Source organism: Bradyrhizobium sp. LTSP857, assembly GCF_000938285.1.
Lineage (GTDB): Bacteria > Pseudomonadota > Alphaproteobacteria > Rhizobiales > Xanthobacteraceae > Bradyrhizobium.
Genome location: NZ_JYMS01000027.1, coordinates 404,912 through 423,562 on the forward strand (window position 1 = coordinate 404,912; position 18,651 = coordinate 423,562).

Annotated in this window: 21 protein-coding genes, 1 tRNA gene and 1 pseudogene; 10 read left to right on the plus strand and 13 right to left on the minus strand. The window is 63.3% G+C overall.

What is annotated here, in order from left to right; translation table 11 throughout:
* Positions 1 to 57 precede the first annotated feature (57 nt).
* The 11 genes and pseudogenes from UP06_RS40035 to UP06_RS19420 all read right to left on the minus strand — a co-directional run.
* A pseudogene (locus UP06_RS40035) lies at positions 58 to 159 on the minus strand (DUF1150 family protein); the annotation flags it as partial.
* 43 nt (positions 160 to 202) lie between these two features.
* Positions 203 to 697, minus strand: a complete 495-nt coding sequence (locus tag UP06_RS19375; RefSeq protein WP_045004834.1) for a type II toxin-antitoxin system VapC family toxin — start codon at positions 695 to 697, stop codon at positions 203 to 205.
* Positions 694 to 990 (minus strand): type II toxin-antitoxin system Phd/YefM family antitoxin, encoded by a 297-nt coding sequence (locus tag UP06_RS19380; RefSeq protein ID WP_045004835.1) that lies wholly within the window; start codon positions 988 to 990, stop codon positions 694 to 696. The genes UP06_RS19375 and UP06_RS19380 overlap by 4 nt, the downstream gene beginning before the upstream one ends.
* A gap of 123 nt (positions 991 to 1,113) precedes the next feature.
* Positions 1,114 to 1,386, minus strand: coding sequence for a BQ00720 family protein (locus UP06_RS19385; RefSeq protein WP_011083553.1), 273 nt, complete (start codon positions 1,384 to 1,386; stop codon positions 1,114 to 1,116).
* 51 nt (positions 1,387 to 1,437) lie between these two features.
* Complete coding sequence (locus UP06_RS19390; RefSeq protein ID WP_045004840.1) at positions 1,438 to 1,863, minus strand: Hsp20 family protein; 426 nt, start codon at positions 1,861 to 1,863, stop codon at positions 1,438 to 1,440.
* Between the two features lie 215 nt (positions 1,864 to 2,078).
* Positions 2,079 to 3,161, minus strand: a complete 1,083-nt coding sequence (locus UP06_RS19395; RefSeq protein WP_045004842.1) for a sn-glycerol-3-phosphate import ATP-binding protein UgpC — start codon at positions 3,159 to 3,161, stop codon at positions 2,079 to 2,081.
* A 20-nt stretch (positions 3,162 to 3,181) separates the two neighbouring features.
* Positions 3,182 to 4,030, minus strand: coding sequence for a sn-glycerol-3-phosphate ABC transporter permease UgpE (gene ugpE, locus UP06_RS19400; RefSeq protein WP_045004844.1), 849 nt, complete (start codon positions 4,028 to 4,030; stop codon positions 3,182 to 3,184).
* The gene (gene ugpA, locus UP06_RS19405) at positions 4,030 to 4,911 is read right to left on the minus strand and encodes a sn-glycerol-3-phosphate ABC transporter permease UgpA (protein ID WP_045004846.1); all 882 of its coding nucleotides are present in this window, start codon (positions 4,909 to 4,911) and stop codon (positions 4,030 to 4,032) included. Before ugpA ends, ugpE begins: the two co-directional genes overlap by 1 nt.
* 47 nt (positions 4,912 to 4,958) lie before the next feature.
* Positions 4,959 to 6,275 carry a sn-glycerol-3-phosphate ABC transporter substrate-binding protein UgpB gene (gene ugpB / locus UP06_RS19410; protein WP_045004847.1) on the minus strand — a complete coding sequence of 439 codons (1,317 nt, stop codon included), beginning with the start codon at positions 6,273 to 6,275 and terminating at the stop codon, positions 4,959 to 4,961.
* A gap of 221 nt (positions 6,276 to 6,496) precedes the next feature.
* Positions 6,497 to 7,699, minus strand: a complete 1,203-nt coding sequence (locus tag UP06_RS19415) for a CaiB/BaiF CoA transferase family protein (RefSeq protein ID WP_045004848.1) — start codon at positions 7,697 to 7,699, stop codon at positions 6,497 to 6,499.
* 169 nt (positions 7,700 to 7,868) lie between these two features.
* Positions 7,869 to 8,294 carry an organic hydroperoxide resistance protein gene (locus UP06_RS19420; RefSeq protein ID WP_045004850.1) on the minus strand — a complete coding sequence of 142 codons (426 nt, stop codon included), beginning with the start codon at positions 8,292 to 8,294 and terminating at the stop codon, positions 7,869 to 7,871.
* 155 nt (positions 8,295 to 8,449) lie between these two features.
* Here UP06_RS19420 and UP06_RS19425 point away from each other — a divergent pair, with 155 nt between their 5' ends.
* Positions 8,450 to 8,908: a MarR family winged helix-turn-helix transcriptional regulator gene (locus UP06_RS19425; RefSeq protein ID WP_045005033.1), complete on the plus strand. Its 459-nt coding sequence runs from the start codon at positions 8,450 to 8,452 to the stop codon at positions 8,906 to 8,908.
* Positions 8,909 to 8,974: 66 nt separating this feature from the next.
* On the opposite strand, the gene UP06_RS19430 is transcribed toward UP06_RS19425, so the two are convergent.
* Positions 8,975 to 9,050 (minus strand) — tRNA-Ala (locus tag UP06_RS19430).
* Between the two features lie 66 nt (positions 9,051 to 9,116).
* Positions 9,117 to 9,527, minus strand: coding sequence for a TIGR02300 family protein (locus UP06_RS19435; protein WP_045004853.1), 411 nt, complete (start codon positions 9,525 to 9,527; stop codon positions 9,117 to 9,119).
* 111 nt (positions 9,528 to 9,638) lie between these two features.
* Here UP06_RS19435 and aroA point away from each other — a divergent pair, with 111 nt between their 5' ends.
* The 9 genes from aroA (at position 9,639) to trpA (ending at position 18,604) form a co-directional block, all read left to right on the plus strand.
* Positions 9,639 to 11,024 (plus strand): 3-phosphoshikimate 1-carboxyvinyltransferase, encoded by a 1,386-nt coding sequence (aroA, locus tag UP06_RS19440; RefSeq protein ID WP_156163070.1) that lies wholly within the window; start codon positions 9,639 to 9,641, stop codon positions 11,022 to 11,024.
* The gene (cmk, locus tag UP06_RS19445) at positions 11,021 to 11,659 is read left to right on the plus strand and encodes a (d)CMP kinase (RefSeq protein ID WP_045004854.1); all 639 of its coding nucleotides are present in this window, start codon (positions 11,021 to 11,023) and stop codon (positions 11,657 to 11,659) included. Before aroA ends, cmk begins: the two co-directional genes overlap by 4 nt.
* A 266-nt stretch (positions 11,660 to 11,925) precedes the next feature.
* Positions 11,926 to 13,629 (plus strand): 30S ribosomal protein S1, encoded by a 1,704-nt coding sequence (rpsA, locus tag UP06_RS19450; RefSeq protein ID WP_045004855.1) that lies wholly within the window; start codon positions 11,926 to 11,928, stop codon positions 13,627 to 13,629.
* Between the two features lie 258 nt (positions 13,630 to 13,887).
* Complete coding sequence (sppA, locus tag UP06_RS19455; protein WP_045004857.1) at positions 13,888 to 14,868, plus strand: signal peptide peptidase SppA; 981 nt, start codon at positions 13,888 to 13,890, stop codon at positions 14,866 to 14,868.
* 182 nt (positions 14,869 to 15,050) lie between these two features.
* Positions 15,051 to 15,356 carry an integration host factor subunit beta gene (locus UP06_RS19460; RefSeq protein WP_007598410.1) on the plus strand — a complete coding sequence of 102 codons (306 nt, stop codon included), beginning with the start codon at positions 15,051 to 15,053 and terminating at the stop codon, positions 15,354 to 15,356.
* A gap of 70 nt (positions 15,357 to 15,426) precedes the next feature.
* Complete coding sequence (locus UP06_RS19465; protein WP_045004859.1) at positions 15,427 to 15,819, plus strand: lipopolysaccharide assembly protein LapA domain-containing protein; 393 nt, start codon at positions 15,427 to 15,429, stop codon at positions 15,817 to 15,819.
* A 66-nt stretch (positions 15,820 to 15,885) separates the two neighbouring features.
* Positions 15,886 to 16,557 carry a phosphoribosylanthranilate isomerase gene (locus tag UP06_RS19470; RefSeq protein ID WP_045005038.1) on the plus strand — a complete coding sequence of 224 codons (672 nt, stop codon included), beginning with the start codon at positions 15,886 to 15,888 and terminating at the stop codon, positions 16,555 to 16,557.
* Positions 16,554 to 17,771: a tryptophan synthase subunit beta gene (gene trpB, locus UP06_RS19475; RefSeq protein ID WP_045004861.1), complete on the plus strand. Its 1,218-nt coding sequence runs from the start codon at positions 16,554 to 16,556 to the stop codon at positions 17,769 to 17,771. The genes UP06_RS19470 and trpB overlap by 4 nt, the downstream gene beginning before the upstream one ends.
* A complete protein-coding gene (gene trpA / locus UP06_RS19480) occupies positions 17,768 to 18,604 on the plus strand; it encodes a tryptophan synthase subunit alpha (RefSeq protein ID WP_045004863.1) in 837 nt (278 codons plus the stop codon). The genes trpB and trpA overlap by 4 nt, the downstream gene beginning before the upstream one ends.
* Positions 18,605 to 18,651: the final 47 nt, after the last annotated feature.

An 18,651-nucleotide genomic window follows, 5' to 3' on the forward strand; every position in this document is an offset into this window, starting at 1 on the left:
CACACCTTCGTGCGAAGGCATGCTCGTCAAAATCCCATTCGTGCGACGTGCGCGCGCTCAGTGCACGCTCACCGCTTGCAGCTCGTTGCTCCAGGCATTCGCGACTGCGGCTTCGCGGCTGTCGGTCAGCATGATCGGCGTGCCGTCGGCAGCGTGGAGCGGCACTGCCGCCCGCGACCGCGGCGTAAAGCGACCGTTTCCGCTATAGTTTAGAGATTGCTTCGAGCGTCACGGGAAGCCGCATGAGCGTCTCGTTGCCGTGACGGTAGAACTTGTGCGTCCACGGATCAAACACCGGCACGCGCGCTTCGACGAATTCGTCGATGTCGCGTGTTACCACGACCAGATCCTGCAGAGCGGCGATGGCCGCGATGAACAAGTCTGGCTGCCCGAACGTATGGCGGCGCTTGCGCCCCTCGACGATCATCGTTTTCCACCGCACGATGACATCTTCGGTGATGGCAAGAGCCCTACCCGCGAACAGCGGTCGAAGCATGTTGTCCAGCCACGATTGAAGATCTGCGCGCCTGGCAGGGTCGGACAGTTGTTCGATGCCATAGACGATTTCAGCGAACGTGATCTCCGTGACATAGAGGTCGTCGCCGCTTTGGCCGGCAACAAAATTTACAACGTCATGGTTAGGCTTAGACCTGCGTAGTTCCGAAACCACGTTGGTATCGAGCAGCCATCCTCTCAAAGCTCGACGTCCCGAACTTTGGATTTGATGGTCAGGCGTTCAAATTCCACGTCGTCCAACGGGGATTTGGCAAGGACCGTAACGATGTCGCGGCCACTCACGGGCCGTTTGAGGCGATCGAATTCCTCTGCCGCGATAATAACCGCAGCGTCTTTCCCATGCAGCGTGACGCGCTGCGGTCCGATGCGTTGGGCCTCTCTGACAATCTGGCTCAGGTGAGTCTTCGCATCCTGAAGGCTCCATCGCCCGGATTGAGAGCCCTTCTTCTTCGTAGAGGGACGCTTTGCCGTCATGCAATTCTTTCTGGTCGGATCAACCAGAATTTAGAGTATCCGAATTCGGCAGTCAAAGCAAACGGGCACGCCTTCGCGCGAAGGCATGCCCGCCAAAACTCTATTCGTCCGACCTGCGCGTGCTCAGTGCACGCTGACGGCTTGCAGCTCGTTGCTCCAGGCATTCGCGACCGCGGCTTCGCGGCTGTCGGTCAGCATGATCGGCGTGCCGTCGGCGGCGTGGAGCGCGAACAGCTTGAGGCCGGGCGCAATCTTCGGCGCTTCGGGAAACAGGCCCGGAACGTCTTCGGAGCGGATCTGCTTCACATAGGCGATATGGCCTTCGCCGAGGGTTGCCAGCGTCTCCGGCGAGACGTTCTTGGCTTCGTATTCGAACGCAACGTGACCTTCACTCATGGTCTCGACTCCTTCACTGAAACTAAGCGGTCGAGTCCGCTACTCGTTCCATTATTCGTGCTCATTGATAGCGATTGTCTTAACGATCCTTTCCGGTTCCGGCCGGGCAAGATCGATCGCCAACAATCCGTTCTTCAGATCCGCACCCAGCACCAACATCCCCTCCGCCAGCACAAAGGTGCGCTGGAAGTGGCGCGCGGCGATGCCGCGATGGATGTATTGCCGGGTCTTGTCGTCCTGCTGCCGCCCGCGAATCACGAGCTGGTTTTCCTCAATGGTTACATCGAGTTGGTCGCGGGTGAATCCGGCAACCGCCAGCGTGATGCGCAGCCGCTCGGGCTGACCGTCGGATCGGTCGCACCTCTCGATATTGTAGGGAGGGTAACCGTCGGCGCCTTTGACGACGCGATCGAGCACGCGCTCAATCTCGTCGAAGCCCAGAAGGAACGGACTGGAAAGCGTGGGAACACGAGACATAGTTTACAAAGTCCTCTCGAAGCGACTTTGGCATTTCAGGGCCCTGCACGGCACCCCTTGGTCAGCAATATGGTCATAACCCCGTGTGGGTTCAAGGACGTAGCTGGGGCCCTGCACAGCGTCGTTTGGACGCCCGGAATGACCGGGAGGCCCTTGACGGCTACTGTGCATGGGGTTGTTTTCGCGTTTTTTGATCGAGCCGGTTCCGGAAAGCCTCAGGCTTCGATTCGCGTCCGCCCGTCGCCGCTAAACAAATGCAGCTTCGCCCGCACCGCCGCGACCCGGATCTTTTGGCCGATCGGCGGCGCCTCGGAGCCGGGAATGCGGACGATGACCTCGCCGGGCGGCAGTTCGCCGGGATTGGCGGCAATGCGCTGCTCGTCCTGCTTGCGGGAACCGTAAATGAAGGTTTCGGCGCCGACGCGCTCGATCGCTTCAACGGTGAGCGGCAATGCGACGCCGCCGGCGGGCGTCTGGTCGGTGATGACAAAATCTTCCGGGCGGATGCCGAGGATGCCGGCGTCGCCTGAATTGCCGATCTGCGATTTGATTTCGTCGGCACGCATCGACATCAGATTCATCGGCGGTGCGCCGATGAAGGAGGCGACGAAGGTCGTTGCCGGTTTCTCGTAGATCGCAAGCGGATTGCCGAACTGCTCGACCTGACCGCCATTCATCACGACGAGAATATCGGCGAGCGTCATCGCCTCGAGCTGGTCGTGGGTGACGTAGATCGACGTCGTGCTGAGCCGGCGCTGCAATTTGCGGATCTCGACGCGCATCGCGATGCGCAGTTTGGCATCGAGGTTGGAGAGCGGCTCGTCGAACAAAAACACCTTTGGCTGGCGCACGATGGCGCGGCCCATCGCGACGCGCTGGCGCTGGCCGCCCGAGAGCTGGCGCGGCTTGCGCTCCAGCATCGGCGTGAGCTCGAGCACGCGCGCGGCTTCGTCGACGCGGGTCTTGACCTCGGCCTCCTTCATGCCGCGGTTGCGCAGGCCGTAGGCCATGTTGTTGAAGACGCTCATATGCGGATAGAGCGCATAATTCTGGAACACCATCGCGATGTCGCGATCGGCGGGCTCGACCTGGTTGACCACGCGGCCGCCGATATCGATCTCGCCGCCGGACACGGTCTCAAGGCCTGCGACCATACGGAGCAGTGTCGACTTGCCGCAGCCGGAAGGGCCGACCAACACGCAGAACTGCCCGTCGGCGACATCGACATTGACGCCCTTGATGGCCTCGAAGCCGCCGGGATAGGTCTTGCGGACGTTGCGCAGGGTGACGTTAGCCATGAAAACTCACTTCTAAAAATCTACTTCTCGGTCTCGACCAGGCCGCGCACGAACAATCTCTGCATCGCGACGACGACGAACACCGGCGGCAGCATGGCCAGCACGGCGGTCGCCATCACCACCGGCCATTCGGTCAGCGCGTCGGTGGTGGTGATCATCTTGCGGATGCCGACCTGGATGGTTTGCATGTCGTCGCGGGTGGTGATGAGCAACGGCCAGAGATATTGATTCCAGCCGAGGATGAAGAGGATCACGAACAGCGCCGCCATGTTGGTGCGCGACAGCGGCAGCAGCGTATCCCAGAAGAAGCGTAACGGGCCCGCGCCGTCGATGCGCGAGGCTTCCAGAAGCTCATCCGGCACGGTCATGAAGAACTGGCGGAACAACAACGTCGCGGTGGCCGATGCGATCAGCGGCAGCGCCAGGCCGGCATAGCTGTCGAGCATGTGCAGATCGGCGACGATCTTGTAGGTCGGATAGATGCGGACCTCGACCGGCAGCATCAGCGTGATGAAGATGATCCAGAAGATCGGCATCCGGAACGGAAAGCGGAAATACACGATCGCATAGGCCGAGATGATCGAGATCGCGATCTTGCCGACCGCGATCAACAGCGCCATCACCAGCGAGTTCAGCATCATGTTGCCGACGGGCTCGCGGGTCGAGCCGCTCGTGCCGACGAAGATGGTCTGGTAGTAGACCTCGAAGAAATGGCCGCCCGGCAACAGCGACATCTGGCCGTTGGCGATCAGCGCGTTGTCCTGGGTCGAGGCGACGATGGCGATGTAGACCGGGAATGCGACGATCGCGATGCCGATCCAGAGAATGGCGTGGGCGACGTAGCGCCGAAAGCCCTCTTCCTCGACCATCAGTAGGTCACCTTGCGTTCGACGAAGCGGAACTGGATTCCCGTCAGCACGATGACCATGACCATCAGGATCACCGACTGCGCCGCGGAGCTGCCGAGATTGCCGCCGAGCAGGCCGTCGGTATAGACCTTGTAGACCAGCGTGACCGTCGATGTTCCCGGACCGCCGCGGGTCATGGTGTCGATGATGCCGAAAGTGTCGAAGAAGGCGTAGACGATGTTGACGACCAGCAGGAAGAAGATGGTCGGCGACAGCAGCGGGAAGGTCACGGTCCAGAACCGCCGCATCGGGCGTGCGCCGTCGATCGCAGCAGCCTCGAACACGCTTCTGGGGATGGCTTGCAGGCCGGCGAGGAAGAACAGGAAATTATAGGAGATCTGCTTCCAGGCGGCGGCGAGAATGATCAGTGCAGCCGCCTGGTCGCCGTCGAGCAGCGGATTCCAGTCGACGCCCGCGGCGCGCAAATAACGCGCGAGCACGCCGAGCGAGGGATGGAGCATGAAGATCCAGAGCACGCCGACGACGGGCGGCGCGACCGCATAGGGCCAGATCAGCAGTGTGCGGTAGAGCATCGAGCCGCGCAGCGGCTTGTCCGCCATCACGGCGAGCAAGAGCGCGAAGGATAGCGACGAGACGGCGATCGCGAACGAGAAGAAGAAGGTCCGGACGATGGCCTCGTAATAGGCGGGGTCCTGGAACAGCTCGATGTAATTATCAAACCAGATGAAGCTCGTTGAGAGACCGAAGGCATCCTGAAGCAGGAAGGACTGGATCACCGCCTGCGCGGCGGGCCAGTAGAAAAATATCAGGACGATCGCGAGTTGCGGGGCAACCAGTGCGTAGGGCAACAGCTTTGCTTGGAAAATGGCTTGCTTTTGCATGATGTCAGCAGAGCGGCAGGCCGGATCGCGGCCTGCCGCTCATCGCCTCACTTCACAGCGGTCTTTTCGAACTGACGCAGCATCGTGTTGCCGCGCTCGACAGCCGTATCCAGCGCCTGCTTGGCGGTCTTCTTGCCGGCCAGCGCCTGCTCGATCTCTTCCGACCAGACGTCACGCAGCTGAACCATGTTGCCGAGGCGCAGACCGCGTGAATTCTCGGTCGGCTCCTTGTTGGTCAGCTCGAGCAGCGGGGTCTCGAGATAAGGCTGGTCCTTGTAGAAGCCTTCCTCCTTCGCCTTGGCATAGGCTGCCTTGGTGATCGGCAGATAGCCCGAGGCCTTGTGGATATAGACTTGGCGATCGGTGTCCGAGAGGAAGGTCAGGAATTTTGCGACGCCCTTGTATTCGTCGGCCGACTTGCCGCCCATGACCCAGAGCGAAGCGCCGCCGATGATCGAGTTCTGCGGCGCGCCCTTGACGTCCGGATAATACGGCATCGGCACGGCGGAGAAGTTGAACTTGGCCTGCGCCTTGACGTTGCCGAAGAAGGCCGACGAGGTCAGGTAGATCGCGCACTCGCCCGAGGTGAAGCGGCCTTCGCCGGTGTTGGTGCGGCCGGCGTAGTCGTAGGTCTTGTCCTTCTGCAGCTCGACCAGCTTCTCGAGATGCTTGAGCTGGAGCGGTCCGTTGAACTCGAGCACGGTGTCGAAGCCGTCGAGGCCGTTGGCCTTGCTGGCGAGCGGCACGTTGTGCCAGGCGGAGAGCTGCTCGAGATTGACCCAGGTGACCCAGGAGCCGGAGAAGCCGCAAGTCGGATGGCCGTTGTCGTGGAGCTTCTTGGCGGCCTCGAATGTTTCGGGCCAGGTCTTCGGGACCTCGAGATTGGCCTTCTTCAGCTCATCGAGATTGACCCACATCACGGTCGACGACGAGTTGAAGGGGAACGACAGCATCTCGCCCTTCGAGGTCGAGTAGTAACCGGTGATCGCGGACAGATAGTTCTTCGGATCGAATTTCTCGCCGGCGTCGGCCATCAGCTTGTAGACGGGCTTCACCGCGCCGGTCGCGGCCATCATGGTCGCGGTGCCGACTTCGAACACCTGCATGATGTGCGGGGCGTTGCCGGCGCGGAAGGCCGCGATGCCGGCGTTCATCGTGTCGGGGTAGTTGCCCTTGTAGGTCGGGATGACCTTGTAGTCGCTCTGCGACGCGTTGAAGTCGGTGGCGAGCTTGACGATGACGTCGTTGTTGGCGCCGGTCATCGCGTGCCACCACTGGATTTCGGTCACAGCCAGGGCCGGCGAGACACCCATGCCAACCGTGACTGCAAATGCGGCAGCCGCCCCAAAATGTCGAAGAGCCATCAAAAAAACCTCCCTTGGCCGTCAATAAACAAGCGCTTGCGCTAGCAGCGCCATATGACGTTCACATGACTGTGTAAGCGGCCGAAACGAAAGCGGCAAGCGCGGGAAAAGGGAAGCTGTCAAATAGGCGAACGCGTCGCGAGCAGCCTCATCCGTTCGCGGTGCACACAGGTGCCCGCGCCGCAGTGCGGCATCGCTCGTTGGATGCGGGGGCGAGGGGCCTAGCGCTTGCGCTCGGGCCCGCAGACCGTGCCCTTCTCGACCATCGCGTCGATCTCGGCCTTGGAGTAGCCGAACTCGCCCAGCACCTCCCGGGCGTGCTGGCTGAATTTCGGCGGCAGGCGGCGCAAGCTCGGTTTGCTGCGATCGAGCCGGATCGGCGACGCCACGCCCTTGTACCAGTCCTTCTCGATGATATCGCCGCGGGCGATCGTGTGCGGGTTGGTCAACGCCTGGTCGATCTTCTGCACAGGACCTGCGGGCAGGCCGGCGGCAAGCAGGCGGTTGCACAGCGGCTCGGCCTCGTGCTGGCTGAACACGGCGGCAAGCTCGGCACGCAGCGCCTCGCGATTGGCGATGCGGTCCTTGTTGCGGGCAAAGCGCGGATCGGTGCCGAGCTCGGGCTTGCCGATCTCTTTGGCGAGCTTGCGGAAGGTGCCGTCATTGCCGACGCCGATGAAGATGTTGTCGGTCTTGGTCGGGAAGATCGCGTAAGGCACGAGATTGGGATGCTCGTTGCCGGTCAGGCCGGGCGGCTTGCCATGCATGAAATAGTTCGCGGTGTGCGGATGCATGATGGCGAGGCCGGTCTCGTACAGTGTCGTCTCCAGGAACTGGCCCTGGCCCGAGCGTTGCCGCTCCGACAGCGCCATCAGGATGCCGATCGCCGCATAGAGCCCTGTGCCGATGTCGACCAGCGGCACGCCGATCCGCATCGGCCCGCTCTCTGGCGAACCGGTCGCCGCGATCATGCCGGTCATGGCCTGGATGATGGCGTCATAGCCGGGATTGCCGCCGCGCGGACCGTCGGCGCCGAAGCCGCAGATCCGGCAATGCACTAGGCGCGGGAATTTCTTGCTCAGCACGTCGTTGCCGATGCCCCATTTCTCCAGCGTGCCCGGCTTGAAATTCTCGATCAGGACGTCGGCCGTCTCCAGCATCTTGAGCAGCACGGTTCGGCCGCCCTCGGAGGCGAGGTCGAGGCCGATCGAGCGCTTGTTGCGGTTGATGCCGACGAAATAGGCCGCGTCTTCCTCATGGAAGGGAGGGCCCCAGTCGCGTACCTCGTCACCCGCGGGCGGCTCGACCTTGATCACGTCGGCGCCATGGTCGGCGAGGATCTGGGTGCAGTAGGGACCGCCGAGCACGCGCGTGAGGTCGATGACGCGCAGTCCGCTCATTGCGCCTGTGGCAGCTTCAGTCATGCCTTCGCTTCCTCTGTGTCGATATTGATCACAGGCCTAGCGAGGTTCGTTTGAGCCAGCAATGGCTTCTTGCGTAGGGCGTCATGCAGGCGGGCTGTCGCCGCGTGGCAAATCAAACGGAAGCGGCCGGCCCGAGCGGGATCCCGGGCCAGCCTATCCGCATCTTCGATCAGACGACCGTCAGGCGGACGTCGACATTGCCGCGCGTCGCGTTGGAGTACGGGCACACCTGGTGGGCCTTCTCGACCAGCGCCTCGGCTTCCGCGCGGGCAAGGCCCGGCAGCGAGACGGCGAGATCGATGTCGAGGCCAAAGCCGCCGGCCGCGCGCGGGCCGATGCCGACGGTCGAGGTGACGGAGGCGTCAGCCGGGACCTTCGGGCCGCCCTGGGAGGCGACGAACTTCATCGCGCCGATGAAGCAGGCGGCATAGCCGGCCGCAAACAGCTGTTCGGGATTGTTGCCGGCGCCGCCTCCGCCACCGAGCTCCTTCGGCGTGGTGAGCTTGACGTCGAGCGCGCCGTCGAGGGTTGCGGCATGGCCGTCGCGGCCGCCGGTGGCTTTTGCGCTGGTCTTGTAGAGGACATTCACGGACATTTTCGTCTCCCTGGGTTCCGGTTGGGGTGCGTTCTATATCGCAGGCAATTAGATTGCGCGCAATTGAAATTTGCATGCCTCACATTTAATTGTTCGCAATTGAATGGGCGCCTGCCAGGGCCCAGAATGACAAGACGAATCTCACGGGATCGAACATGGCTCGAAAACAATCCGCGCTGGATCCGCAGCGGCTCGACAACCAGATCTGCTTTGCGGTCTATTCGGCCGCGCACGCCTTCAACCGCGTCTACAAGCCGCTGCTCGATCGGCTCGGCCTGACCTATCCGCAATATCTGGTGATGCTGGTGCTGTGGGAGCGAGACGACGTGCCGTTGAAGGACATCGGCGAAAAGCTGTTTCTCGATTCGGGCACGCTGACGCCGCTGCTCAAGCGTCTGGAGGCCGCCCATCTGGTCAAGCGCACCCGTAGCAGCGAGGACGAACGCCAGGTGCTGATCGCGCTGACGTCCCAGGGCCACGCGCTGAAGGAAAAAGCGCGCGCCGTGCCGCAGTCGATCCTGGCGGCGTCGGACTGCTCGGTGTCGGAGCTGGTGGCGATGAAAGACGAAATCGTCGCGCTGCGCGACCGGCTCAATGCGGTGATCGGGGAGTAGGGGAACTCGTCGAAGCGCACCTTCGCCCTGCGGGCTTCGGTGCACCAGCCTTCGCTTCGCGAAGGCTGGTGGAGCCAGGCGGGATCGAACCGCCGACCTCTTGCATGCCATGCAAGCGCTCTCCCAGCTGAGCTATGGCCCCTTAACCGTCCGGCGCGCCTTGGGCGACGCGTCGGGTGAGACCCAGAACCACAGTTCTGGGCTTATCTCAAGTCTCTTCGTCGCCTCCGACGTCACCAATGATGTCGGTCACGTCCTCATCACCCTCTTCTTCGTCGGCAATGAAGGTCGAATCGTCATCATCGTCGTCGTCGATGGTCTCGTCGACCTCGATATCGTCCTCCGATTCGGGCACGACGGCCTTGACCTTGCCGGTGTTCTCCTCGGCATCGGCCTCCTCGAGCGAGACCTCTTCGACCTCGGCCGGCTCCGGCGTGGTGTCGGCGGCCGCCGGCGCGTGCCGGGGTTCGGCGCCGCGGGTTGCGCGCGCGGGCGCCACGGGCGCGATCGGCACGACTTCACCGGTATAGGGCGAGATCACCGGAGTCTTGTTGAGGTCATAGAACTTCTTGCCCGTAGTTGGGCAAATGCGTTTGGTTCCGAGTTCGGACTTGGCCACGGCAGAGGAATCCTGGGATGTCTGAAAAGCGGTGTTTCACTTGGCTAGTTGGCGCGCCGCTGTCAATAGCGCATTACGGGAGAAAGACATGCCGGTGACTGCGGGGAGGCCATGTGGTACGTGCGCCCGAGCCTCCAGGGCACATCCAAGGACACAATCTTGACTCATTCCGACCAGCCGACGCCGCTTCAGTCGCGCTCAAGCGGCCCCCTGACCGGGAAGGTGCGGGTGCCCGGGGACAAGTCGATTTCCCACCGCGCCCTGATCCTGGGCGCGCTTGCGGTCGGCGAAACTCGGATTTCGGGCCTGCTGGAGGGCGAGGACGTCCTCAACACCGCCAAATCCATGCAAGCACTGGGTGCAACCGTGGAGCGCACCGGAGATTTTGCCTGGAAGGTGCACGGTGTGGGCGTCGCGGGCTTCGCCCAGCCCAAGGCGCCGCTGGATTTCGGCAATTCCGGCACAGGTTGCCGCCTGGTCATGGGCGCCGTCGCGGGCTGCCCGATCTCGGCGGTTTTTGACGGCGACGCCTCGCTCCGCACCCGCCCGATGCGCCGGATCCTGGATCCGCTCGAAAAGATCGGCGCCAAGGTCGTTTCCGGCGGCGAGGGCGGCCGCCTGCCGCTGACGGTCCAGGGCGCGCGCGATCCGCTGCCGATCACCTACAAGACCCCGGTCGCCTCGGCCCAGATCAAATCGGCCGTGTTGCTGGCGGGGCTGTCTGCGCCGGGCAGCACGACCGTGATCGAGTCCGAGGCCAGCCGCGACCATACTGAATTGATGCTGAAGCATTTCGGTGCCGACATCACCTCGACGGCCGAAGGCACACACGGCCGCCGCATCACGCTCGTGGGCCAACCGGAATTGCACGGCGCCACCGTGATTGTTCCGGCCGATCCTTCCTCGGCGGCGTTTCCGGTCGTCGCGGCGCTGATCGTGGAAGGCTCCGATGTCGTCCTGTCCGACGTCATGACCAATCCGCTGCGCACCGGCCTGTTTACGACGCTGCGCGAAATGGGCGCCTCGATCGAGGAGAGCGAAGTGCGCGGCGATGCCGGCGAGCCGATGGCGCAGCTGCGCGTGCGCGCCTCGAAACTGCGCGGCGTCGAAGTGCCGCCGGAGCGCGCGCCCTCGATGATCGACGAATATCTGGTGCTGGCGGTGGCGGCCGCCTTCGCCGAAGGCACGACCATCATGCGCGGCCTGCAAGAGCTGCGCGTCAAGGAATCCGATCGGCTCGAAGCCACCGCCGCCATGCTCCGCGTCAACGGCGTCAAGGTCGAAGTCTCCGGCGATGATCTGATCGTCGAAGGCCGCGGCCATGTCCCCGGCGGCGGCCTCGTCGCCACCCACATGGATCATCGCATCGCGATGTCAGCGCTGGTGATGGGCTGCGCGTCCGACCAGCCGGTGACCGTCGACGACACCGCCTTTATCGCAACCAGTTTTCCGGATTTCATTCCGATGATGCGTTCGCTTGGGGCCGAGTTTTCATGATTATCGCCATCGATGGACCCGCGGCCTCGGGCAAGGGGACGCTCGGCAAGCGGCTCGCCCACCATTACGGCTATCGTCACCTCGATACCGGCGTGATCTACCGCGCGGTGGCCTACGCCCTGATGCAGACCGGCCATGATCTCCGGGACGAAGCGGCGGCGGTTGCCGCGGCGCTGGAACTCGATCCCGAAAAGTTCGGCAATTCCGCCCTGAAGACCCAGAAGGTCGGTGAGGGCGCCTCGATCGTCTCGGCAATCCCCAGGGTTCGCGAAGCCCTGGTCAATTTCCAGCGGCAATTCGCCGCCGATCCGCCGGGCGCCGTGCTGGACGGCCGGGACATTGGAACCGTGATCTGCCCCCATGCCGACGTGAAGATCTTCGTGGTCGCCGACCCCAAGGTCCGCGCGCGGCGCCGGACCATGGAGGCCAAGGCACGAGGCGAGGAGGCGGACGAGGCGGCCGTGCTGGCCGATATCATCCAGCGCGACGAACGGGACAAGAACAGGCCGATTGCGCCCCTGAAACCCGCCTCGGATGCTTACTTGCTAGATAACTCCCAACTGGATATAGAAGGCGGCGTCCGGGCCGCCATCGACATTATCGAGGCCGTCCGAGCGGGCCGTCCGCGGGGTTAAGCCGCGGTCGTCATTGGAGGAAGCGCCCGCTCCCGCTCTTTGAGGTCGATACCCTCGGTCCCTTGTTTGGGGCCGGCGCGATCCAGGCTCCGGACAAAGATTTCCACGTATCGAATGCGCGGGCCCAGCCGGCCCGCTTCCGTTGTTTCGGTCGCAGGCCGGAGCAACGAGCGGTCGCTCGAAGGTCTTGCGGACCTTTCGACACTGCGTGCGCGATACGCCCTTTGAACCCAACGGCCGGCAAGACATCCGCAACTGGAGAACAAATGGCTTCGACTTCCGCTGATACCTATAGCCCCTCGCGCGATGATTTCGCCGCGATGCTCGACGAGTCCTTCGCAGGTGGCAGCCTGCAGGAGAGCTCCGTCGTCAAGGGCAAGGTGGTTGCAATTGAAAAGGACATGGCCGTCATCGACGTCGGCCTGAAGACCGAAGGCCGCGTCGCGCTGCGCGAATTTTCCGGCCCCGGCCGTGAGAGCGAGATCAAGGTTGGCGACGAGGTGGAAGTGTTCCTCGATCGCATCGAAAACGCCCTCGGCGAAGCCGTGCTGTCGCGCGACAAGGCGCGCCGCGAAGAGAGCTGGGGCAAGCTCGAGAAGGCGTTCCAGGGCAACGAAAAGGTCACGGGCGTCATCTTCAACCAGGTCAAGGGTGGTTTCACCGTCGACCTCGACGGCGCCGTGGCGTTCCTGCCGCGCTCGCAGGTCGACATCCGTCCGATCCGCGACGTCGCGCCGCTGATGAACAACGCGCAGCCGTTCCAGATCCTCAAGATGGATCGCCGCCGCGGCAACATCGTCGTCTCCCGCCGCACCGTGCTGGAAGAGACCCGCGCCGAGCAGCGTCAGGAGCTGGTGCAGAACCTCGAAGAGGGTCAGGTCATCGACGGCGTGGTCAAGAACATCACCGATTACGGTGCGTTCGTTGATCTCGGCGGCATCGACGGCCTGCTGCACGTCACCGACATCGCGTGGCGCCGCGTCAACCACCCGACCGAAGTGCTCTCGATCGGCCAGACCGTGAAGGTCAAGATCATCAAGATCAACCACGAGACGCACCGCATCTCGCTGGGCATGAAGCAGCTGCTGGATGATCCGTGGCAGGGCATCGAAGCCAAGTACCCGCTGGGTTCGCGCTTCACCGGCCGTGTCACCAACATCACCGACTACGGCGCGTTCGTCGAGCTCGAGCCGGGCATCGAAGGCCTGATCCACGTCTCCGAGATGTCGTGGACCAAGAAGAACATGCACCCCGGCAAGATCGTGTCGACCTCGCAGGAAGTCGAAGTGCAGGTGCTGGAAGTCGATTCCGTCAAGCGCCGCATCTCGCTCGGTCTCAAGCAGACCATGCGCAACCCCTGGGAGGTCTTCGTCGAAGGTCACCCGACCGGTTCGACCGTCGAGGGCGAGGTCAAGAACAAGACCGAGTTCGGTCTGTTCCTGGGTCTCGAAGGCGACGTCGACGGCATGGTCCATCTCTCCGACCTCGACTGGAAGCTTCCGGGCGAGCAGGTGATCGACAACTACAAGAAGGGCGACGTGGTGAAAGCCGTGGTGCTCGATGTGGACGTCGAGAAGGAGCGTATCTCGCTTGGCATCAAGCAGCTCGAAGGCGACCCATTCGCCGAGCCGGGCGATGTCAAGAAGGGCGCGGTCGTGACCTGCGAAGTGCTCGAAGTGAAGGAAAGCGGCATCGAGGTGAAGATCACCGGTACCGACTTCTCGACCTTCATCAAGCGCTCGGAGCTCGCCCGTGACCGCAACGACCAGCGCGCCGAACGCTTTGCCGTCGGCGAGAAGGTTGATGCCCGCGTGATCCAGTTCGACAAGAAGGCCCGCAAGGTCCAGGTGTCGATCAAGGCGCTCGAAGTCGCCGAAGAGAAGGAAGCCATCGCGCAGTACGGTTCCTCCGATTCGGGAGCGACGCTCGGCGACATCCTCGGCACCGCGCTCAAGAACCGCGACAAGTAAGCGAAACGCCTGTTTCGCAAGCATCGAAGCCCCGGCGCGAGCCGGGGCTTTTTTGTTGGTGCTGTCGTAGCCCGGATGGAGCGTAGCGAAATCCGGGAAAGTCTTTATGTGGCTCCCCGGATTGCGCTGCGCTCCATCCGGGCTACACGGCACAGGCCTTGTTTTCTTCAAATTGCGCCGCAATTGATGTATCCAGATAAGCCAATGGTCACGCTGTGACGGCACAACGCGGTTGGCTTCTCACCTGGAGATATTCCGATGTCGCTCGATTCGGACATCATCGTCGATCGCCGCAGGATCCGTCGCAAGCTGACGTTCTGGCGCGTCACAGCTGCGCTGATCGCAATCGCGGCGATCGCGGGCTTTGCACTGATCGTGACGCCCAGTGGGCGCGGCACCTTCGCTTCCGCCGGCTCGATCGCGCGCGTGCAGGTCGATGGCCTGATCCGCAGCGATTCCGAGCGCACGCGGGCGCTGGAGCGGCTGGAGAATTCGCAGGCCGCGGCCGTCATCGTTCACATCAACTCGCCGGGCGGCACCACCGCCGGCTCCGAGCAGCTCTACGATTCGCTGACGCGCCTGAAGGCGAAGAAGCCGATGGTCGTCGTGGTCGAAGGTCTTGCGGCTTCCGGCGGCTACATCACCGCGATTGCGAGCGATCACATCATCGCCCAGCAGAGCTCGCTGGTCGGCTCGATCGGTGTGCTGTTCCAGTTTCCCAACGTCAGCGAGCTGCTGAAGACCATCGGCGTCAAGGTCGAGGAAGTGAAGTCCACGCCGCTGAAGGCCGCGCCGAACGGTTTTGAGCCGACCAGCCCCGAGGCGCGGGCCGCGCTCGATGCGCTGGTGAAGGACTCCTATGCCTGGTTCAAGGATTTGGTGAAGCAACGGCGTGGCATGGATGACACGCAGCTCGAAAAAGTGGTCGATGGCCGCGTCTTCACGGGACGCCAGGCGATTGATCTCAAGCTGATTGATCAGCTCGGCGACGAGAAGACGGCTGTGACCTGGCTCGAGGAGCAGAAGGGCGTCAAGAAGGGTCTCAGCGTGCGCGATTACAAGCTCGAACCCCGCTTCAGCGACCTGCCGTTTCTCAGGACTGCTGCCGCCGTCACGCTGGAAGCGCTTGGTTTAAGCTCGATTGCGCATCAGATCGGGCAAACTGGCGTTGCGCAGGCGGTCGATCGCTTCGGAATGGATGGAATGCTGGCCCTGTGGCAGCCGGCCGCGTCGAATTGACCGGAACTGGCCGGAACCAAGCGAGCCTCGAAGGCTTTTCGCGTCTGGCGGGTGGTGGGTCAGCCCGCTTTTTCGGCATTTGTCACGCATTTTCACGACGCCCAACCTTCATTTAGCGTCTTGACAGATCAAGGCATTTTCACGGAAATGGTCATCCGCACGCTTCCGGGTCCTATCTCTCGATGATCAAATCCGAACTTGTTCAGCGTATCGCCGAGCACAACCCGCATCTGTACCAGCGGGATGTCGAGAACATTGTGAATGCGATTCTCGAGGAGATCGTAGCGGCACTCGCGCGCGGAGACCGCGTCGAGCTGCGCGGCTTCGGTGCTTTCTCGGTGAAGCACCGCCCCGCACGCGCCGGTCGCAATCCGCGAACCGGCGCTCATGTCCCTGTCGACCAGAAGAGCGTTCCGTTCTTCAAGACCGGCAAGGAAATGCGTGAGCGGCTGAATCGCGACCATCCGGATCCAGGCGCGCCCGACTGAGGCCATCGTCCGGGCTTAACCGAGCGGCCGTGACGCAGCTGCAGGCTTGATTCAAGGCGAGCGAAGCCAGATGCGAAAATTCCTGACCGCGCTGATCGTGATTCCGCTGGCCCTGATCCTGGTGACTTTCGCGGTCGCCAACCGGCACTTCGTCACGGTCTCCTTCGATCCTTTCATGTCGGCTGACCCGGCACTGTCGGTCACGCTGCCGCTGTTCCTGTTGCTGATCCTGGTGGCTGCCCTGGGCGTCGTGGCCGGCGGTTGTGCCGTCTGGTTCGGCCAGCGGCACTGGCGTCGCGCCGCGCGCCGGCATGAGGCGGATGCACGGGCCGCCCGGGTCGAACTGGCCGATCTGCGGGCCCAGGCGGCCCCTACAAAGCCCAATCCGCAGCGCCTCCCGGCCCCCTCCGGGGTGGGCCTTTACGGTCCCGTCGGGCGAGACAAGCAGCGCGCGACGTTGTAGAAGCGGCCGCAACCGAAAGCCCTGTTTTCCGGCCGCAGACCCGCGGCCTCCATGCGCTTTGAGATCATGTCCCTGCTCGTCAAAATCTGCGGCCTGTCCACGCGCGAGACGCTCGAAACGGCGCTCGACGCGGGCGCCGACATGGTGGGGTTCGTGTTCTTTCCGCCGTCGCCCCGGCATCTCTCGCTGGAGGCCGGGCGCGAGCTCGGCCGCCAGGTGAAGCGGCGTGCGCTCAAGGTCGCGCTCACGGTCGATGCCGACGATGCGACGCTCGACAACATCATGGATGCGCTGTCGCCCGACATATTCCAGCTCCACGGCCAGGAGAGCGTCGCGCGGCTGCGTGACATCAAGCAGAAGTTCGGCCGCCCCGTGATGAAGGCTGTGCCGGTCGCAACCGCAGCCGATCTCGCCGTGCTGCCCGGCTATGCCGCGGCGGCCGACCGTATTCTGTTCGATGCGCGTGCGCCGAAGGACGCAACCCGTCCCGGCGGCCTGGGCGCGCCATTCGATTGGCACCTGCTGGAAAATCTCGATTTGAAGCTGCCCTACATGGTCTCGGGCGGGCTTCATGCCGACAACGTTGCGGAGGCGCTGCGCGTCACCGGCGCCGGCGGCGCCGACGTGTCCTCCGGCGTCGAGAGCGCCCCCGGCGTCAAGGATCCAGAGCTGATCAAGGCCTTCATTCGCGCCGCGCGCGCCACCCAAGATGCAAATCAAGAGTTGAGCGTTCGATGAACATCGCCAAACCAAATTCCTATCGCAGCGGTCCCGACGAGCGCGGCCATTTCGGCATTTTCGGCGGACGCTTCGTCGCCGAAACGCTGATGCCGCTGATCCTCGATCTGGAGAAGGCCTATACCGCGGCCAAGGCCGACCCGGCCTTCCAGGCCGAGATGAACGGTTATCTCAAGAACTATGTCGGCCGGCCCTCGCCGCTCTATTTCGCCGAGCGCCTGACCGAGCATCTCGGTGGCGCCAAGATTTACCTCAAGCGCGAAGAGCTCAATCACACCGGTTCGCACAAGGTGAACAACGTGCTCGGCCAGATCATGCTGGCGCGGCGCATGGGCAAGAAGCGCATCATCGCCGAGACCGGCGCGGGTCAGCATGGTGTCGCCACCGCGACGCTGTGTGCGCGCTTCGGCCTCGAATGCGTGGTCTATATGGGCGCCGTCGACGTCGAGCGGCAGCAGCCCAACGTCATCCGCATGGAGATGCTGGGCGCAAAAGTGAATCCGGTGCAGTCGGGCACGCGCACGCTGAAAGACGCGATGAACGAGGCGCTGCGCGACTGGGTCACCAACGTGCACAATACCTTCTACTGCATCGGTACCGTCGCGGGGCCGCATCCCTATCCGACGCTGGTGCGCGACTTCCAGTCGATCATCGGCAACGAGACCAAGGTGCAGATGCAGGAGGTCGAAGGCCGCCTGCCGGATTCGCTGGTCGCCTGCATCGGCGGCGGCTCGAATGCGATGGGTCTGTTCCATCCCTTCCTCGACGATTCCACCGTCGAGATTTTTGGCGTTGAAGCCGCGGGCCATGGGCTCACGCAACTGCATGCGGCGTCGATCGCGGGCGGGCGTCCCGGCGTTCTGCACGGCAACCGCACCTATCTCTTGATGGACGCGGACGGCCAGATCCAGGACGCGCATTCGATCTCGGCCGGTCTCGACTATCCCGGCATCGGCCCCGAGCATTCCTGGCTGCACGAGATCGGCCGCGTCAACTATCTCTCCGCGACCGATGACGAGGCGCTCGCCGCGTTCCAGCTGCTGTCGCGGCTCGAAGGCATCATCCCGGCACTCGAGCCCGCACACGCCATCGCCAAGGTGATGGAGCTCGCGCCGAAGCGGCCCAAGGATCATCTGATGGTCGTCAATCTCTCCGGCCGCGGCGACAAGGACGTCCCGCAGGTCGGCGATATCCTGAGGGGCAAGACCAAGTGACCACGCGTATCGACACCCGTTTTGCCGAGCTCAAGAAAGCGGGCCGCTCGGCCTTCGTCACCTATGTGATGGCCGGCGATCCCGATCTCACGACTTCGCTCAATATCGTCAAGGCGCTGCCCAAGGCAGGCGCCGACGTCATCGAACTCGGCATTCCCTTCACCGATCCGATGGCGGATGGTCCCTCGATTCAGGCGGCCGGTCTGCGCGCGCTCAAGAACGGCATGACCTTGAAGAAGACGCTGGAGCTGGTGCGCGGCTTCCGCGAGGACGACAACGTCACGCCGCTGGTGCTGATGGGCTATTACAATCCGATCTACATTTACGGCGTCGACAAGTTTTTGGCCGATGCCAAGACGGCCGGCGTTGACGGCCTCATCATCGTCGATTTGCCGCCGGAGGAAGACGACGAGCTCTGCATTCCCGCGCTGAAGGCGGGCCTGAACTTCATTCGCCTCGCGACCCCGACCACCGACGACAAGCGCCTGCCCGCGGTGCTGGCGAACACATCAGGCTTTGTCTATTACGTCTCTATCGCCGGCATCACCGGTGCAGCAGCGGCGGACGCGAATGCCGTAGGTGAAGCTGTCGCGCGCATCAAGCGGCATACCAAGCTGCCGATCTGCGTTGGTTTTGGCATCCGCACGCCGGAGGCGGCGCGCGCCATTGCCGAGAAGGCCGATGGTTCGGTGGTCGGCACCGCGCTGGTCGACGCGCTCAAGAACAGCCTCGATGCCGAGGGCCGCGCGACCGCTAAAACCGTTAACGCCGTGGCGGAGCTGACCGCGGCGCTGGCCCAGGGCGTCAAAGGCGCGAAACAGGCGGCCGAATAGGTCATAATTCCGCTTCTCGGGCGGGTGACACGGGCGCCTTGCCGGAC

Bases quoted from the DNA above. Each gene is read 5' to 3' on its own strand.
- UP06_RS19380 (WP_045004835.1), bottom strand. From the start codon at position 990: ATGACGGCAAAGCGTCCCTCTACGAAGAAGAAGGGCTCTCAATCCGGG.
- UP06_RS19385 (WP_011083553.1), bottom strand. From the start codon at position 1,386: ATGAGTGAAGGTCACGTTGCGTTCGAATACGAAGCCAAGAACGTCTCG.
- UP06_RS19390 (WP_045004840.1), bottom strand. From the start codon at position 1,863: ATGTCTCGTGTTCCCACGCTTTCCAGTCCGTTCCTTCTGGGCTTCGAC.
- UP06_RS19395 (WP_045004842.1), bottom strand. From the start codon at position 3,161: ATGGCTAACGTCACCCTGCGCAACGTCCGCAAGACCTATCCCGGCGGC.
- ugpE (WP_045004844.1), bottom strand. From the start codon at position 4,030: ATGGTCGAGGAAGAGGGCTTTCGGCGCTACGTCGCCCACGCCATTCTC.
- ugpA (WP_045004846.1), bottom strand. From the start codon at position 4,911: ATGCAAAAGCAAGCCATTTTCCAAGCAAAGCTGTTGCCCTACGCACTG.
- ugpB (WP_045004847.1), bottom strand. From the start codon at position 6,275: ATGGCTCTTCGACATTTTGGGGCGGCTGCCGCATTTGCAGTCACGGTT.
- UP06_RS19415 (WP_045004848.1), bottom strand. From the start codon at position 7,699: ATGACTGAAGCTGCCACAGGCGCAATGAGCGGACTGCGCGTCATCGAC.
- UP06_RS19420 (WP_045004850.1), bottom strand. From the start codon at position 8,294: ATGTCCGTGAATGTCCTCTACAAGACCAGCGCAAAAGCCACCGGCGGC.
- UP06_RS19425 (WP_045005033.1), top strand. From the start codon at position 8,450: ATGGCTCGAAAACAATCCGCGCTGGATCCGCAGCGGCTCGACAACCAG.
- aroA (WP_156163070.1), top strand. From the start codon at position 9,639: ATGTGGTACGTGCGCCCGAGCCTCCAGGGCACATCCAAGGACACAATC.
- cmk (WP_045004854.1), top strand. From the start codon at position 11,021: ATGATTATCGCCATCGATGGACCCGCGGCCTCGGGCAAGGGGACGCTC.
- rpsA (WP_045004855.1), top strand. From the start codon at position 11,926: ATGGCTTCGACTTCCGCTGATACCTATAGCCCCTCGCGCGATGATTTC.
- sppA (WP_045004857.1), top strand. From the start codon at position 13,888: ATGTCGCTCGATTCGGACATCATCGTCGATCGCCGCAGGATCCGTCGC.
- UP06_RS19460 (WP_007598410.1), top strand. From the start codon at position 15,051: ATGATCAAATCCGAACTTGTTCAGCGTATCGCCGAGCACAACCCGCAT.
- UP06_RS19465 (WP_045004859.1), top strand. From the start codon at position 15,427: ATGCGAAAATTCCTGACCGCGCTGATCGTGATTCCGCTGGCCCTGATC.
- UP06_RS19470 (WP_045005038.1), top strand. From the start codon at position 15,886: ATGTCCCTGCTCGTCAAAATCTGCGGCCTGTCCACGCGCGAGACGCTC.
- trpB (WP_045004861.1), top strand. From the start codon at position 16,554: ATGAACATCGCCAAACCAAATTCCTATCGCAGCGGTCCCGACGAGCGC.